This is a genomic window from Terrabacter tumescens (assembly GCF_014646815.1).
Taxonomy (GTDB): Bacteria; Actinomycetota; Actinomycetes; order Actinomycetales; family Dermatophilaceae; genus Terrabacter; species Terrabacter tumescens.
This window is the reverse complement of the sequence record NZ_BMNZ01000003.1, coordinates 394,609-408,939: the sequence shown is the minus strand read 5'-3', so window position 1 is coordinate 408,939 and position 14,331 is coordinate 394,609. Positions and strand designations below refer to the sequence as shown.

Here is a 14,331-nt window from a genome sequence, read left to right as displayed (position 1 = left end):
CATGTTGATTCCCCGTCGAGTCAAGCACCGCAAGCAGCACCACCCGAACCGCCACGGCGCGGCCAAGGGTGGCACCACGATCGCCTTCGGTGACTTCGGCATCCAGGCTCTCGAGCCGGCCTACGTGACCAACCGCCAGATCGAGTCCGCTCGTATCGCGATGACCCGCTACATGAAGCGTGGCGGCAAGGTGTGGATCAACATCTACCCCGACCGTCCGCTCACCAAGAAGCCCGCCGAGACCCGCATGGGTTCCGGTAAGGGTTCGCCGGAGTGGTGGATCGCCAACGTCAAGCCGGGCCGCGTCATGTTCGAGATCTCGGGCGTGGCAGAGCCGGTGGCGCGTGAGGCCATGCGTCTCGCGATGCACAAGCTCCCCATGAAGTGCCGCTTCGTTCAGCGTGAGGGTGGTGACATCTGATGGCAGTCGGAACCAAGGACCTGGCTCCCGAGCAGCTGCGTGGTCTGGACGACACCAAGCTGGCGGACGAGCTGAAGAAGGCCAAGGAAGAGCTGTTCAACCTGCGTTTCCAGTCGGCCACCGGCCAGCTGGACAACCACGGCCGTCTGCGCGCCGTCAAGAAGGACATCGCGCGGATCTACACCGAGATGCGTGAGCGCGAGCTCGGCATCGGCTCGGCCCCCGCCGCCCCCAAGGCGCCGGAGAAGGCCGAGAAGGTCGAGAAGGCCGAGAAGAAGTCGGCCAAGGCCGACAAGAAGGCTGACAAGCCCGAGAAGGCTGACAAGGCCGAGAAGAAGGCCAAGAAGGCTGACAAGGCGCAGGAGGCTGACGCATGAGCGAGCAGGAGAAGGTCGTGAGCGACCAGGCCGGTGACCGCAACTACCGCAAGACCCGCCAGGGTTACGTGGTGAGCGACAAGATGGACAAGACCGTCGTCGTCGAGGTCGAGGACCGCGTCAAGCACGCGCTCTACAGCAAGGTCATCCGCCGCACCAGCAAGGTCAAGGCGCACGACGAGCAGAACGCCGCCAACGTCGGCGACCGCGTCCTCATCATGGAGACGCGTCCGCTGTCGGCGACGAAGCGCTGGCGCATCGTCGAGATCCTCGAGAAGGCCAAGTAAGCAACCCTCTGGGGGCCCCGCCCCCGAGTGCCCCCGAAACGCCCGCGTGGCTGGGGGAGTGGGGTGGCGGCATACGTGCTCGTATGCCGTCCGGCCCGCACCAAGACCACAGTTCCATTCAGTTCGGCAAGGCTCACGAGGAAGGCGCGCGGCGCGCGGCTTCCTCGTGAGAACCAGCACGACGACAGGAGTTAGACAGTGATTCAGCAGGAGTCGCGGCTTCGCGTCGCCGACAACACCGGTGCCAAGGAAATCCTGTGCATCCGTGTTCTCGGTGGCTCGGGCCGTCGGTACGCCGGCATCGGCGACACCATCGTCGCCACCGTCAAGGACGCGATCCCGGGCGGCAACGTGAAGAAGGGTGACGTCGTCAAGGCCGTCATCGTCCGCACCGTCAAGGAGCGTCGCCGCGCCGACGGTTCGTACATCAAGTTCGACGAGAACGCGGCCGTGATCCTCAAGGCCGACGGTGACCCCCGTGGTACCCGTATCTTCGGCCCGGTGGGCCGTGAGCTTCGCGAGAAGAAGTTCATGAAGATCATCTCGCTCGCGCCGGAGGTGCTGTGAACATGGCGAAGACCACCAGCAAGATGAAGATCAAGAAGGGTGACCTCGTCCAGGTCATCTCCGGCCGCAGCCAGAAGAACGGCGGCGACCGGGGCAAGCAGGGCAAGGTCATCGCGGTCTACCCGGAGACCCAGCGTGTGCTGGTCGAGGGCATCAACCGCGTCACCAAGCACGTCAAGGCCGGCGCGACCGCCCGTGGCACGCGCACCGGTGGCCTGACGCACACCGAGGCTGCGATCCACGTGAGCAACGTCGCGATCGTCGACCCCGAGTCGAAGAAGCCGACCCGTGTGAAGACGCGTGTCGAGACCGTCGAGCGGAACGGCCGCCAGAAGGCATCGCGCGTCCGTGTCGCGGTCAAGTCGGACAAGGACCTCTGAGAATGACTGAGACCAGCACCAAGCCGCGCCTCCAGCAGCGCTACCAGGACGAGATCAAGAGCTCGATGCTCGAGCAGTTCGGCTACGCGAACGTCATGCAGGTTCCCGGCGTCGTCAAGGTCGTCGTCAACATGGGTGTCGGCGACGCGGCCAAGGACAGCAAGCTCATCGAGGGTGCCGTCCGCGACCTCACCGCCATCACGGGCCAGAAGCCGGTCGTGACCAAGGCGCGCAAGTCCATCGCCCAGTTCAAGTTGCGTGAGGGCATGCCGATCGGCGCCCACACGACGCTTCGCGGCGACCGCATGTGGGAGTTCCTCGACCGTCTCGTGACGATCGCCCTCCCGCGCATCCGCGACTTCCGTGGTCTGTCGCCGAAGCAGTTCGACGGCAACGGCAACTACACGTTCGGCCTGACCGAGCAGTCGATGTTCCACGAGATCGACCAGGACCGGATCGACCGCGTGCGGGGCATGGACATCACCGTGGTCACCACGGCGACCAACGATGACGAGGGTCGCGCGCTGCTCAAGCAGCTCGGCTTCCCCTTCAAGGAGAACTGACATGGCCAAGACCGCGCTCGTTAACAAGGCGAACCGGAAGCCGAAGTTCAAGGTCCGCGCGTACACCCGTTGCCAGAAGTGCGGCCGTCCGCACTCGGTGTACCGCAAGTTCGGCCTCTGCCGCATCTGCCTTCGCGAGATGGCGCACGCGGGCGAGCTGCCGGGCGTGACCAAGAGCTCCTGGTAATTCGGCTCCCGAGCCCAGAGCACATCCCAGACCAACACACCTCTGACACCGTAGGTCGGCCACACGACGGCCCAGCCGTCGCCGGGCAGATAGCCCCGGTCGAAACCCCGGTGAGGAAGGGCGGAGAGCCCACATGACCATGACTGACCCGATTGCGGACATGCTGACCCGCGTCCGGAACGCCAACTCGGCGCACCACGACGTCGTCTCCATGCCGTACTCGAAGCTGAAGAAGAACATCGCCGAGATCCTCCAGTCCGAGGGCTACATCGCCTCGTGGAAGATCGAGGAGGCGGAGGTCGGCCAGACGCTGACCATCGACCTCAAGTACGGCCCGAACCGCGAGCGCTCCATCGCCGGTGTGCGTCGCGTGAGCAAGCCCGGTCTGCGCGTCTACGCCAAGTCGACGAACCTGCCCAAGGTTCTCGGTGGCCTCGGCGTCGCGATCCTGTCGACGTCGAACGGTCTGCTGACCGACCGCCAGGCACACGAGAAGGGCGTGGGTGGGGAAGTCCTCGCCTACGTCTGGTAAGGAGACACTGACATGTCGCGAATCGGACGACTCCCGGTCTCCATCCCCTCGGGTGTGGACGTCAAGGTCGAGGGCCAGGACGTCTTCGTCAAGGGCCCCAAGGGTGAGCTCTCCCTGACCGTCGTTCAGCCGATCACGGTCGAGCTGGGCGAGGGCAACCTCGAGGTCAAGCGCCCCGACGACGAGCGCGACTCGCGCTCGCGCCACGGCCTGACCCGCTCGCTCATCAACAACATGGTCCTCGGTGTCACCGAGGGCTACGAGAAGAAGATGGAGATCCACGGCACGGGTTACCGTGTCGCGGCGAAGGGCTCGGACCTCGAGTTCTCGCTCGGATACTCGCACCCGATCCTCATCCAGGCTCCCGCCGGCATCAGCTTCGCCGTCGAGAACCCGACCCGCTTCTCGGTGCAGGGCATCGACAAGCAGCTCGTCGGCGAGGTCGCGGCGAACATCCGCAAGCTGCGCAAGCCCGACCCGTACAAGGGCAAGGGCGTTCGCTACGCGGGCGAGCAGATCCGTCGCAAGGTTGGAAAGGCCGGTAAGTAAGCCATGGCAATGATCATCAAGCGCGGCAAGTCCAAGGCTGCCGCCCGCATCCGTCGCCAGGTGCGCGGTCGCAAGAAGATCGCCGGCACCGCGGTCCGTCCCCGCCTCGTCGTGTCGCGCTCCACCCGTCACCTGTTCGTCCAGGTCGTCGACGACACCGTCGGCAAGACCGTGGCCTCGGCCTCGACGATGGAGGCCGACCTGCGTGCCTTCGACGGCGACAAGACGGCCAAGGCCAAGAAGGTCGGCGAGCTCGTGGCCGCCCGTGCCAAGGACGCCGGTATCGAGGCCGTCGTGTTCGACCGTGGTGGCAACAAGTACCACGGCCGTGTCGCGGCGATCGCCGAGGGCGCCCGCGAAGGCGGTCTGTCCCTGTGAGCAACTTCGTGAACGCAATTGTTGAGATGAGGAACATCTGATGCCCGGACAGCAGCGTCGAGGCACCGGCCCCGCCGGTGGCGGCGAGCGCACCGAGCGCGGAGACCGCCGTGACAACCGCGGCGGCCGCGACAACCGCGACAGCCGTGACGACAAGAACCAGTACGTCGAGCGCGTCGTGACCATCAACCGTGTCGCCAAGGTCGTCAAGGGTGGTCGTCGCTTCAGCTTCACCGCCCTCGTCGTCGTCGGTGACGGTGACGGCACGGTGGGTGTCGGCTACGGCAAGGCCAAGGAAGTTCCCGCGGCCATCGCCAAGGGTGTCGAGGAGGCCAAGAAGAACTTCTTCAAGGTCCCGCGCATCCAGGGCACCATCCCGCACCCCGTCCAGGGTGAGGCGGCTGCTGGTGTCGTCATGCTCCGCCCCGCCGCCCCCGGTACCGGTGTCATCGCCGGTGGCCCGGTGCGTGCGGTGCTCGAGTGCGCCGGCATCCACGACGTCCTCAGCAAGTCGCTGGGCTCCGACAACGCCATCAACATCGTGCACGCCACGGCCCAGGCCCTGCGCGAGCTCGAGCGCCCCGAGTCGGTCGCTGCCCGTCGTGGCAAGACCCTCGAGGAGGTCGCTCCGGCGGCCATGCTCAAGGCCCGTGCCGCCGGCCTCGCCGAGGCCCAGGCTGCGAAGGCTGGTGCGTGATGGCTCGTCTCAAGGTGACCCAGACCCGTTCCGAGATCGGTGGCAAGCAGAACCAGCGTGACACGCTGCGCAGCCTCGGTCTGAAGCGCATTGGCGACGTCGTCGTCAAGGAGGACCGTCCCGAGATCCGCGGGATGGTCAAGACGGTCACGCACCTCGTGTCCGTCGAGGAGGTTGACTGACCATGGCTGAGAACGCCAAGAAGTCGGGCGAGTCCGCCCTCAAGGTCCACCACCTGCGTCCGGCCCCCGGAGCCAAGACCGCCAAGACCCGTGTCGGTCGTGGTGAGGGCTCCAAGGGCAAGACCGCCGGTCGTGGTACCAAGGGCACGAAGGCCCGTTACCAGGTCCCGGAGCGTTTCGAGGGCGGCTCGATGCCGATGCACATGCGCCTCCCGAAGCTCCGCGGATTCAAGAACCCGTTCCGCACGGAGTACCAGGTCGTGAACCTGGACCGCCTGCAGCTGCTCTTCCCGGAGGGTGGTCAGGTGTCCGTCGCCGACCTCGTCGCCAAGGGTGCCGTCCGTGACGGCTTCCCGGTGAAGGTGCTCGGCACGGGTGAGATCTCCGTCAAGGTCGAGGTCGAGGCGCACAAGTTCTCGGCCTCCGCCAAGGAGAAGATCGAGGCCGCCGGCGGCACGGTCACGGCCCTCGCAGGCTGATCGACCTTCGTCGAGCAGACCTCGAGTGACCACCACACACCTCGTGTGAGCAGCGCCCCGGGCGCCCGACCCGCGAGCCGACGTGACGTCGGCCACCGCGGTGGGGGCCCGGGGCGCTGCGCCTTTGCGTTAACCTTCCACGGATTGCATGACTTATGCCGCGCCACCGTGCGGCCCCCCAGGAGGACCCAGTGCTCGCCGCTTTCGCACGCGCGTTCCGTACCCCGGACCTGCGCAAGAAGCTGCTCTTCACGCTCGGCATCATCGTGCTGTTCCGTCTCGGTTCGCACGTCCCGACGCCCGGCATCAGCTACAGCCTCGTGCAGAACTGTCTGCAGGCCAGCAAGGGCCAGTCCGGCGACCAGAGCGGGTTCCTCAACCTGGCCAACCTCTTCAGCGGCGGCGCGCTGCTGCAGCTGTCGGTCTTCGCGCTCGGGATCATGCCGTACATCACGGCGAGCATCATCATCCAGCTGCTGACCGTCGTCATCCCGCGCTTCGAGGCGCTCAAGGAGGAGGGCCAGTCGGGTCAGAGCAAGCTGACGCAGTACACCCGCTACCTGACGATCGGCCTCGCGATCCTCCAGTCGGCGACGCTCGTCACCTTCGCTCGCAACCCCTCCAGCCTCTTCGGCGGCCAGTGCGACACGATCATGACCGACCAGTCGATGGTCACGATCCTCATCATGGTCCTGACGATGACGGCCGGCACCGGCCTGATCATGTGGTTCGGTGAGCTCATCACCGACAAGGGCGTCGGCAACGGCATGTCCCTGATGATCTTCACCTCCATCGCCGCCGGCTTCCCGGCCTCGCTGTGGGGCATCAAGGAGAACAAGGGCTGGGGCACGTTCCTGGGCATCCTGCTCCTCGGCATCTTCGTCATCGCCGCGGTCGTCTTCGTCGAGCAGTCCCAGCGCCGCATCCCGGTGCAGTACGCCAAGCGCATGGTCGGACGCCGCATGTACGGCGGCACGTCGACCTACATCCCGCTCAAGGTCAACATGGCCGGCGTCATCCCCGTCATCTTCGCCAGCTCCCTGCTCGCCCTCCCGGGCCTCGTCGCGCAGTTCAACACGCGCGCCGACGGCAACAACCCCGGCTGGGTGCAGTGGGTGCAGGACAACCTCGTCAAGGGTGACCACCCGATCTACATGGCCACCTACGTCGCCCTCATCCTCTTCTTCACGTTCTTCTACGTGTCCATCACGTTCAACCCGACCGAGGTCGCGGAGAACATGAAGAAGTACGGCGGCTTCATCCCGGGTATCCGGGCCGGGCGACCCACGGCCGAGTACCTCAACTACGTCCTGACCCGAATCACCGTGCCGGGTGCCATCTACCTCGCCATCGTCTCGCTCATCCCGCTCGTGGCCCTCGTCCTCGTCGGTGCCAACCAGAACTTCCCGTTCGGTGGCACCTCGATCCTCATCGTCGTCGGTGTGGGCCTCGAGACCGTGAAGCAGATCGAGGCGCAGCTGCAGCAGCGTCACTACGAAGGGTTCCTCCGTTAATGCGACTGATCATCCTCGGCCCGCCCGGCGCCGGTAAGGGCACGCAGGCGGCCCGGATCGCCGAGCGCCTCGGCATCCCGGCCATCTCGACCGGCGACATCTTCCGCGCCAACATCAAGGACCAGACCCCGCTGGGCGTCAAGGTCGACGAGATCATCAAGTCGGGCGGCTACGTCTCCGACGACATCACCAACGAGATCGTCGAGGACCGCCTGTCCTGGGACGACGCGACCGACGGCTTCCTGCTCGACGGCTACCCGCGCACCGCGGGCCAGGTGGACGCCCTCGACGCGATGCTCCAGCGCCACGGGCACGCGCTCGACGCCGTGCTCGAGCTCGAGGTCGACGAGGACGCCATCGTCCAGCGCCTCCTCAAGCGCGCCGAGACCGAGGGGCGCGCCGACGACACGGAGGATGTCATCCGCGAGCGCCAGGCGATCTACCGCAAGGAGACCGCGCCGCTCGCGCAGCACTACGAGCACGTCGGGCTCCTCGTCAAGGTCGACGGCATGGGCGCCGTCGACGAGGTCACCGACCGTGTCATCGCGGCCCTGCCGCAGCACGGCTGAGCCCCGACTGCGCCACACCGCAGCCACCCAGAAGGACCATTCATGTTCGGACGCCGGAACCGGCTCCAGGGCCGCACCGACGAGCAGCTCCTCCTCATGCGTGAGGCGGGGCTGCTCGTCGGGCGCACCCTCGAGCTGCTGGCCGCGGAGCTGCGACCGGGCATGACGACGCTCGAGCTCGACCGCCTCGCCGAGGAGCACATCCGCAGCAACGGCGGCATCCCGAACTTCCAGCTCGTTCCGGGCTACAGCCACACGCTCTGCACGAGCGTCAACGACGAGGTCGTCCACGGCATCCCGGGCCCGCGCGTGCTGGAGGCCGGCGACATCGTCTCCGTCGACTGCGGCGCCGAGGTCGAGGGCTGGAACGGCGACGCGGCCTTCACGGCCGTCGTCGGCGGCCGCGAGGCCGGCCGGCCCGAGGACCTCGCCCTCATCGACGCGACCGAGGCGAGCCTCTACGCCGGCATCGCTGCCATGCAGGTCGGCGGCCGCCTCTACGCCGTCGGCGACGCGGTCGAGGCCAGCATCCACGAGGCCGCCGAGCGCGACGGCCGCGTCTACGGCGTCATCGACGAGTACGTCGGTCACGGCATCGGCACCGAGATGCACATGGACCCGCAGATCCCGAACTACGCCGTGCGCGAGACGGGCCCCAAGCTCGTCGACGGCTTCACCGGCGCCATCGAGCCGATGATCACACTCGGTGGGATCGACACCAAGGTGCTCGCCGATGACTGGACCGTCGTGACCCTCGACGGCACGCGCGCCGCGCACTGGGAGCACTCGGTCGCCGTGCGCCAGGACGGCCTGTGGATCCTCACGGCCGTCGACGGAGGCAAGGCTGCCCTCGAGGCCGTCGGGGCGGCCTACGCCCCCCTCGACGCGACCGCCTGACGCAACCTCCTCACGCGACGCCCCACCCGCAGGCCCACCGCGGGGGCGCGGCAGCGTAGCCTCGCGCTCGTGAGCCTTCCCCGCAGCACCCTGTCGGCGCAGGGCGTCGACGCCACCGGCCTCCTCGCCCTCGTCGACGCCGCGGAACGCGACCGTCTCGGCCTGCACAGCCTCATGGTCGTGCGCCACGGCCACGTCGTGGCGGAGGGCTGGTGGAGGCCGTATGCCGCGAGCCGCGTCCACCTCGCGTACTCCCTCTCCAAGACGGTGACGGCCACCGCCGTCGGCTTCCTCGTGCAGGAGGGGCGCCTGTCGCTCGACGACCGCGTGCTCGACCACTTCCCGGAGCTCGACCGGAGCGCCGTCGCGCCCGGCTGGGACGACGTGCGGGTGCGGCACTGCCTCTCGATGACGGTCGGCCACGAGCAGGACGCGTGGCCGCAGGTCTTCGACCGGATGAGCGGCAGCGACTTCGGCGACACCCGCGACTGGGTGCCGCGGGTCTTCGCGACGACTCCCACCCGGACGCCCGGCACGGTCTTCGCCTACAACCAGGTCGCGACCTACCTGCTGTCCGTCATCGTGGGCCGCGTCGCCGGGGTCGGCGTCGCCGAGATGCTGCGCCCGCGGCTGCTGGCACCCCTGGGGCTTCCCGACATCCCGTGGGACCGCGACCCCGCGGGCCGCGAGCTCGGCTTCACCGGCTCGCACCTGACCACGGAGGCCATCGCCTCCATCGCCCAGCTCTACCTCGACCGCGGGCGGTGGCAGGGGCGGCAGCTGCTCTCCGAGGCCTGGGTCGAGGAGGCCACGCGCGCCTTCGGCCCGCTCAACGAGGACCCGGGCGCCGACGACGACTGGCGCCGCGGCTACGGCTACTCTTTCTGGATGCAGCGCGTGGGCTACCGCGGTGACGGCGCCTACGGCCAGTTCCTCGTCGTGCTGCCGGAGCACGACACGGTCGTCGCCATCACGGCCGAGCAGTCCCGCATGCAGTCGACCCTCGACCTGCTGTGGGAGCACCTCGTGCCGGCCATCGGCCGGGGCGGCCCGGCGGGGTCGGGGGAGTCGGAGGCCGCCGACCGCGCGCTCGCCGAGCGGCTCGCCGGCCTCGAGATCCCCGCGATGTCGGGCGACGCGCTGGGACCGGACCACGCCGAGTTCTCCCGTGCGAGCGCCTCCGACCTGGCCGCCGACTACACGGCGGTCTCCGTGACGCGGGACGGAGCCGACTTCGTGCTGGGGCTGAACCGCCGCGGCGAGTGGCTGCGGGTGCCGGTCGGTCGGGGCCTGTGGAGCGAGGGCGAGATCGTCGCCGGGGGAGCCACGCTGCCGGTCGTCGCGAGCGGGGGCTGGGTCGACGAGGACACGTTCCGGGCCGAGGTCATCGCCATCGAGTCGCCGCACCGCTTCCGCATCGAGGCCCGGCTGCGCAGCTCGGACGCCGACCTGACGTGGCGCATGGTGCCGCTCACCGGCTACGACCCGCTGTGGCTCGCGACGCGCTGGTCGTACGCCTGACGCCGGCGCCGTGCGGCGCTGACCTTCGCGTCCCTCCGACGGGCGTGGGCTGCCGACGAAGCGTGCGGCCGGCTCCTGACGGCTGTCGGTGCCCGGGTGGACAATCGAGGGTGCTGCACGACGCGGCGGAAGGGGGCCACCATGGCCGGCGAGAAGAGCACCACCCCCGTGACCGGTAGCGGCGAGGTGACCGCCCCGGAGCGCGTCCCGGGCGGTGTGCCGGACGGGCACAACCCGTGGCCGGCCCTGTGGGCCATGGTCATCGGCTTCTTCATGATCCTCGTCGACTCGACCATCGTGTCGGTCGCGACGCCCGCGATCCTGCGAGGGCTGCGCACCGACGTCAACAGCGTCATCTGGGTCACGAGCGCCTACCTGCTCGCCTACGCCACCCCGCTGCTCATCACCGGACGGCTCGGTGACCGCTACGGCCCGAAGAACCTCTACCTCGTCGGGCTGACCGTCTTCACCGCCGCCTCGCTCTGGTGCGGACTGACCGGCACCATCACCGGGCTCATCGTCGCCCGTGTCGTGCAGGGCCTCGGCGCGTCGCTGCTGACGCCGCAGACGATGGCTGTCATCACGCGCACGTTCCCGGCGGCCTCGCGCGGCCAGGCGATGGCGCTCTGGGGCGCGACCGCGGGGGTCGCGATCCTCGTGGGCCCTGTCGTCGGTGGCCTGCTCGTCGACGGTCCCGGCTGGGAGTGGATCTTCTTCATCAACGTCCCCGTGGGCGTCGTCGCCTTCGTGCTCGCGGCCCGCCTCGTGCCGCGGCTCGAGACGCACAGCCACCGCTTCGACTGGCTGGGCGTCGCCCTGTCGGCGGTCGGCATGTTCCTGCTCGTCTTCGGCGTCCAGGAGGGCGAGACCTACGACTGGGGCACCATCACCGGGATCATCTCGGTGCCGCTGCTCATCGCCGCAGGCCTGCTCGTGCTCGGCGCCTTCGTCTGGTGGCAGGCCCGCAACACTCGAGAGCCGCTGCTGCCGCTGGGGCTCTTCGGCGACCGCAACTTCTCGCTGGCCAACATCGCGATCACGACGATCGGCTTCTCCATCACCGCGATGGCCTTCCCCTTCATGCTCTACGCCCAGGCCGTCCGCGGGCTCTCGCCGACGTCGGCGGCGCTGCTGCTCGCCCCGATGGCGGTCATCTCCGGCGGCCTGGCGCCCGTGGCGGGTCGGATGTCCGACCGCGTGCCCCCGCGCGGCATCACCGCGGTGGGCATCGGCCTGACGGCGGCGGCGCTGCTGTGGCTCGCCCTCGTCATGCACCCCGAGACGCAGACGTGGGTGCTCCTGCTGCCGATGGCGCTCATGGGCGTCGGCAACGCCTTCATGTGGGGGCCGCTCGGGGCGACGGCCACCCGCAACCTGCCGCTGTCGTCGGCAGGGGCCGGCTCGGGCGTCTACAACACGACCCGCCAGGTCGGCGCGGTCCTCGGCAGCGCGGCCATCGCCGCGGTCATCCAGGCCCGCCTGACGGCCGACCTGCCCGGCATCCCGCGGGACCTCGGCGGCCTGCAGTCCTCGGGTGCCGCCATGCCGGCCCGGGTGGCCGACGGCTTCGCCTCGGCGATGTCCGAGTCGATGATGCTGCCGGCCGCGGTGCTCGTCGTCGGCGTCGTCGCGGTCCTCTTCTTCGAGCGGCCCGGCCACCAGCCCGCCCGCCCCGCTCGGTCGGGCTGAGGTCCGGCCTATCGGCCGAGGTCCGGCCTATCGGCCGAGGGTGCCTGGCGTCCCGCCGACGTGGACGACCATGCGCTCGGCCACCACCCGGGCGTTCGACTGCAGCACGTCCAGGGGCACGCGGGGGAGGTTCTCCTCCCAGTCGATGAGCGGCGACCCGCGGAACTGGAGCAGGCGCGCGGGACGGCCGAGGAAGAACAGGTGCAGGTGCGCCCCGCCGTCGCCGTACTTCGCGAGCTGGGCCCGCCCGACGCTGGGCACGTGCTCGACGGCATCGGACACCGCGACGACGAGCTGGCCCATCTCGGCGGCCAGGTCTCCCGGCAGGGAGGGCAGGTCGTGGTGCGCCAGCGGCGTGAGCACGAGCATCACGGGCAGGCCGGTGTCGACGGTGAGCGTCAGCCGCCAGCGGGCGTTGGACCAGACGAGCCGGTCGTCGGGATCGGGGACGCCGCCGGCACACCAGCAGTCGGCAGCCTGCTCACCGCGCCGAGCCGGCTCCTCGTCGACCGGGGGCTGCACGGGCTTGAGGCGCAGGCCCTCGATCTCGTACGGGTAGATGTCCCAGCCCGGCATCTCCTCGACGGCCACGGGCAGCCGGCCGTCCTCGCCGGCCGCCGCCTCGATCCGCGCGTAGTACGCCTCGACGCTCTCGGCCTCGGCCGGCGGCGCGGTGACGACGTCGGTGTGGTCGTCGGGGGCCGTGGCCGCAGGCTCCCGCGGCGTCGCGGACGTGGTCGAAGCAGGGGCGTCGGTGCCGGGCTCGGTCATCCGGCCAGTATGCCGCGGTGCGCGGCCGCTCACCCGGGCACATGGCATACGCCCCGAACCGGCTCGGGGGCGCGGTGGTCGTGGGACCGTGGGTGGGTGGGGACCATCAGTGACTACCTCGACGGCCTCGCTCCCGACCAGCGCGAGGCCCTGCAACGCGTCGTGGACGTCGCGCGGCGGGTCGCACCCGAGGCGGAGGAGGGCACGAGCTACGGCATGCCTGCGCTGCGCCTGGACGGTCGGCCGCTCGTCGGGATCACCGCGTCGGCGCGGCACCTCTCGCTCTTCCCGTTCAGCCCGGCCGTCGTCGAGGCCGTCGCGCCCGACCTCGGTGGCTTCTCGCTGAGCAAGGGCACCATCCGCTTCACCGTCGACCAGCCGCTCCCCGAGCCGGTCGTCGAGCAGGTCGTCCGGCTGCGTCGCGCCGAGCTCGAGGCCTGAGTGGGGCGGGCGGCCCGGCCCCCGTCGATTTCAGGAACGGTGCCATCTGGCGTACTCTTGTGCGTTGGGTGTCGTGTGCCTCGACGCCTGCATCGCGCCTGTGCCCCGAGAATGACTTGGAGCACGGCACCAAGGCACGCCCCAAGGCCGGCTCAGTCCGAGTCGGCCAGCTACAGATAGACGGAGGATATGGCCAAGAAGGACGGTGTCATCGAGATCGAGGGCACGATCGTCGAGGCTCTCCCGAACGCGATGTTCCGGGTGGAGCTCTCCAACGGTCACAAGGTGCTCGCACACATCTCGGGAAAGATGCGACAGCACTACATCCGGATCCTCCCTGAGGACCGTGTGGTGGTGGAGCTCTCTCCCTATGACCTGACCCGCGGTCGGATCGTCTTCCGCTACCGCTGAGCACCAGGGTCGGCCGTGACCAGCCCGCGCGAGCGGGAGGTCAGGCCGGGACGAGTGCGAGGCACCAACTCCCGATTACACAACCAAGCACCTGGTCCTCACGTGCCCTCCGGGGCTCGCGGTGACGGGTGCGCGATCTGAAGACAGCAGGCAGATGAAGGTTCAGCCGAGCGTCAAGAAGATCTGCGACAAGTGCAAGGTGATCCGCCGCAACGGTCGGGTCATGGTGATCTGCGAGAACCTGCGCCACAAGCAGCGCCAGGGCTGAGCAGAGCCACCACCCTCGCCGTCGACAGACTTTCGACAGCACGCAAGACAAGTGAATGAAAGCAGCACCCGGCCCCTGATGACCGACCGTCGTGTCGGCGCAGGACGTCACCCCCGGCACGGAGGCCGGGGACCGGTGGCCCGTCCTTCTGAGTGGCGGGCCTTGACCCCGGATCGGTGACCTGCTCCAGACCTCCGCGAAACAGAAATCAGGAGACACCCAACATGGCTCGTCTTGTTGGAGTCGACCTTCCGCGCGAGAAGCGCGTCGAGGTCGCACTGACCTACATCTTCGGTGTCGGTCGCACCCGTTCCAAGCAGGCGCTGGTTGCCACCGGCGTCGATCCCAACACCCGCGTCAAGGACCTCGGTGAGACCGAGCTCGTTGCGCTTCGTGACTTCCTCGAGGGCAACTACCGCCTCGAGGGTGACCTTCGCCGTGAGGTGCAGGCCGACATCCGCCGCAAGGTCGAGATCGGTTCCTACGAAGGTCTGCGTCACCGTCGTGGTCTGCCCGTGCGCGGTCAGCGCACCAAGACCAACGCGCGCACCCGCAAGGGTCCGAAGCGCACCGTGGCCGGCAAGAAGAAGGCCCGCTGACGCTGATCGCTTCCGCGATCGCGTCTCACCGACATTCAGTTCTGACGTAGGA

At 68.8% G+C, this 14,331-nt stretch carries 23 protein-coding genes; 22 read left to right on the top strand and 1 reads right to left on the bottom strand.

Annotated elements, in window-relative coordinates:
• The first annotated feature begins 1 nt into the window (after position 1).
• From rplP to IEY30_RS09225, 18 genes are all read left to right on the top strand, one after another.
• Positions 2-421, top strand: a complete 420-nt coding sequence (gene rplP, locus IEY30_RS09310) for a 50S ribosomal protein L16 (RefSeq protein WP_030194232.1) — start codon at positions 2-4, stop codon at positions 419-421.
• Positions 421-798: a 50S ribosomal protein L29 gene (gene rpmC, locus IEY30_RS09305; protein WP_030194234.1), complete on the top strand. Its 378-nt coding sequence runs from the start codon at positions 421-423 to the stop codon at positions 796-798. The genes rplP and rpmC overlap by 1 nt, the downstream gene beginning before the upstream one ends.
• Positions 795-1,085: a 30S ribosomal protein S17 gene (gene rpsQ / locus IEY30_RS09300; protein ID WP_030194236.1), complete on the top strand. Its 291-nt coding sequence runs from the start codon at positions 795-797 to the stop codon at positions 1,083-1,085. The genes rpmC and rpsQ overlap by 4 nt, the downstream gene beginning before the upstream one ends.
• 198 nt (positions 1,086-1,283) lie before the next feature.
• Positions 1,284-1,652: a 50S ribosomal protein L14 gene (gene rplN, locus IEY30_RS09295; RefSeq protein ID WP_020143234.1), complete on the top strand. Its 369-nt coding sequence runs from the start codon at positions 1,284-1,286 to the stop codon at positions 1,650-1,652.
• 2 nt (positions 1,653-1,654) lie between these two features.
• Positions 1,655-2,032, top strand: coding sequence for a 50S ribosomal protein L24 (rplX, locus tag IEY30_RS09290; protein ID WP_030194238.1), 378 nt, complete (start codon positions 1,655-1,657; stop codon positions 2,030-2,032).
• A 2-nt stretch (positions 2,033-2,034) separates the two neighbouring features.
• Positions 2,035-2,595, top strand: a complete 561-nt coding sequence (gene rplE / locus IEY30_RS09285) for a 50S ribosomal protein L5 (RefSeq protein ID WP_030194240.1) — start codon at positions 2,035-2,037, stop codon at positions 2,593-2,595.
• A gap of 1 nt (position 2,596) precedes the next feature.
• A complete protein-coding gene (locus IEY30_RS09280; protein WP_020143231.1) occupies positions 2,597-2,782 on the top strand; it encodes a type Z 30S ribosomal protein S14 in 186 nt (61 codons plus the stop codon).
• 133 nt (positions 2,783-2,915) lie between these two features.
• Positions 2,916-3,314: a 30S ribosomal protein S8 gene (gene rpsH, locus IEY30_RS09275; RefSeq protein ID WP_020143230.1), complete on the top strand. Its 399-nt coding sequence runs from the start codon at positions 2,916-2,918 to the stop codon at positions 3,312-3,314.
• A 12-nt stretch (positions 3,315-3,326) separates the two neighbouring features.
• A complete protein-coding gene (rplF, locus tag IEY30_RS09270; RefSeq protein ID WP_030194242.1) occupies positions 3,327-3,863 on the top strand; it encodes a 50S ribosomal protein L6 in 537 nt (178 codons plus the stop codon).
• Positions 3,864-3,866: 3 nt separating this feature from the next.
• On the top strand, positions 3,867-4,241 hold the full coding sequence (gene rplR, locus IEY30_RS09265) for a 50S ribosomal protein L18 (protein ID WP_030194244.1): 375 nt from the start codon (positions 3,867-3,869) through the stop codon (positions 4,239-4,241).
• 40 nt (positions 4,242-4,281) lie between these two features.
• The gene (gene rpsE / locus IEY30_RS09260; protein WP_030194245.1) at positions 4,282-4,938 is read left to right on the top strand and encodes a 30S ribosomal protein S5; all 657 of its coding nucleotides are present in this window, start codon (positions 4,282-4,284) and stop codon (positions 4,936-4,938) included.
• Positions 4,938-5,120 carry a 50S ribosomal protein L30 gene (gene rpmD, locus IEY30_RS09255; protein WP_020143226.1) on the top strand — a complete coding sequence of 61 codons (183 nt, stop codon included), beginning with the start codon at positions 4,938-4,940 and terminating at the stop codon, positions 5,118-5,120. Before rpsE ends, rpmD begins: the two co-directional genes overlap by 1 nt.
• Positions 5,121-5,122: 2 nt before the next feature.
• Positions 5,123-5,599, top strand: coding sequence for a 50S ribosomal protein L15 (gene rplO, locus IEY30_RS09250; RefSeq protein ID WP_030194247.1), 477 nt, complete (start codon positions 5,123-5,125; stop codon positions 5,597-5,599).
• A gap of 191 nt (positions 5,600-5,790) precedes the next feature.
• A complete protein-coding gene (secY, locus tag IEY30_RS09245) occupies positions 5,791-7,113 on the top strand; it encodes a preprotein translocase subunit SecY (RefSeq protein WP_030194249.1) in 1,323 nt (440 codons plus the stop codon).
• Positions 7,113-7,682, top strand: coding sequence for an adenylate kinase (locus IEY30_RS09240; RefSeq protein ID WP_030194253.1), 570 nt, complete (start codon positions 7,113-7,115; stop codon positions 7,680-7,682). The genes secY and IEY30_RS09240 overlap by 1 nt, the downstream gene beginning before the upstream one ends.
• A gap of 42 nt (positions 7,683-7,724) precedes the next feature.
• Complete coding sequence (gene map / locus IEY30_RS09235) at positions 7,725-8,579, top strand: type I methionyl aminopeptidase (protein WP_030194255.1); 855 nt, start codon at positions 7,725-7,727, stop codon at positions 8,577-8,579.
• Positions 8,580-8,648: 69 nt separating this feature from the next.
• Positions 8,649-10,100 carry a serine hydrolase domain-containing protein gene (locus IEY30_RS09230; protein WP_052358320.1) on the top strand — a complete coding sequence of 484 codons (1,452 nt, stop codon included), beginning with the start codon at positions 8,649-8,651 and terminating at the stop codon, positions 10,098-10,100.
• 141 nt (positions 10,101-10,241) lie between these two features.
• Positions 10,242-11,789 carry a DHA2 family efflux MFS transporter permease subunit gene (locus tag IEY30_RS09225; protein WP_081920337.1) on the top strand — a complete coding sequence of 516 codons (1,548 nt, stop codon included), beginning with the start codon at positions 10,242-10,244 and terminating at the stop codon, positions 11,787-11,789.
• Between the two features lie 27 nt (positions 11,790-11,816).
• On the opposite strand, the gene IEY30_RS09220 is transcribed toward IEY30_RS09225, so the two are convergent.
• A complete protein-coding gene (locus IEY30_RS09220; RefSeq protein ID WP_030194260.1) occupies positions 11,817-12,560 on the bottom strand; it encodes a hypothetical protein in 744 nt (247 codons plus the stop codon).
• A gap of 96 nt (positions 12,561-12,656) precedes the next feature.
• On the opposite strand from IEY30_RS09220, the gene IEY30_RS09215 reads away from it, so the two are divergent.
• From IEY30_RS09215 to rpsM, 4 genes are all read left to right on the top strand, one after another.
• A complete protein-coding gene (locus IEY30_RS09215) occupies positions 12,657-13,001 on the top strand; it encodes an iron chaperone (RefSeq protein WP_030194262.1) in 345 nt (114 codons plus the stop codon).
• A 189-nt stretch (positions 13,002-13,190) separates the two neighbouring features.
• Positions 13,191-13,412 carry a translation initiation factor IF-1 gene (infA, locus tag IEY30_RS09210; RefSeq protein WP_013493543.1) on the top strand — a complete coding sequence of 74 codons (222 nt, stop codon included), beginning with the start codon at positions 13,191-13,193 and terminating at the stop codon, positions 13,410-13,412.
• A 154-nt stretch (positions 13,413-13,566) separates the two neighbouring features.
• Entirely contained in the window at positions 13,567-13,680 is a 114-nt protein-coding gene (rpmJ, locus tag IEY30_RS09205; RefSeq protein ID WP_006592630.1) for a 50S ribosomal protein L36, read from the top strand.
• A gap of 224 nt (positions 13,681-13,904) precedes the next feature.
• Complete coding sequence (gene rpsM, locus IEY30_RS09200) at positions 13,905-14,279, top strand: 30S ribosomal protein S13 (protein WP_030194267.1); 375 nt, start codon at positions 13,905-13,907, stop codon at positions 14,277-14,279.
• The last annotated feature ends 52 nt before the right edge of the window (positions 14,280-14,331 follow it).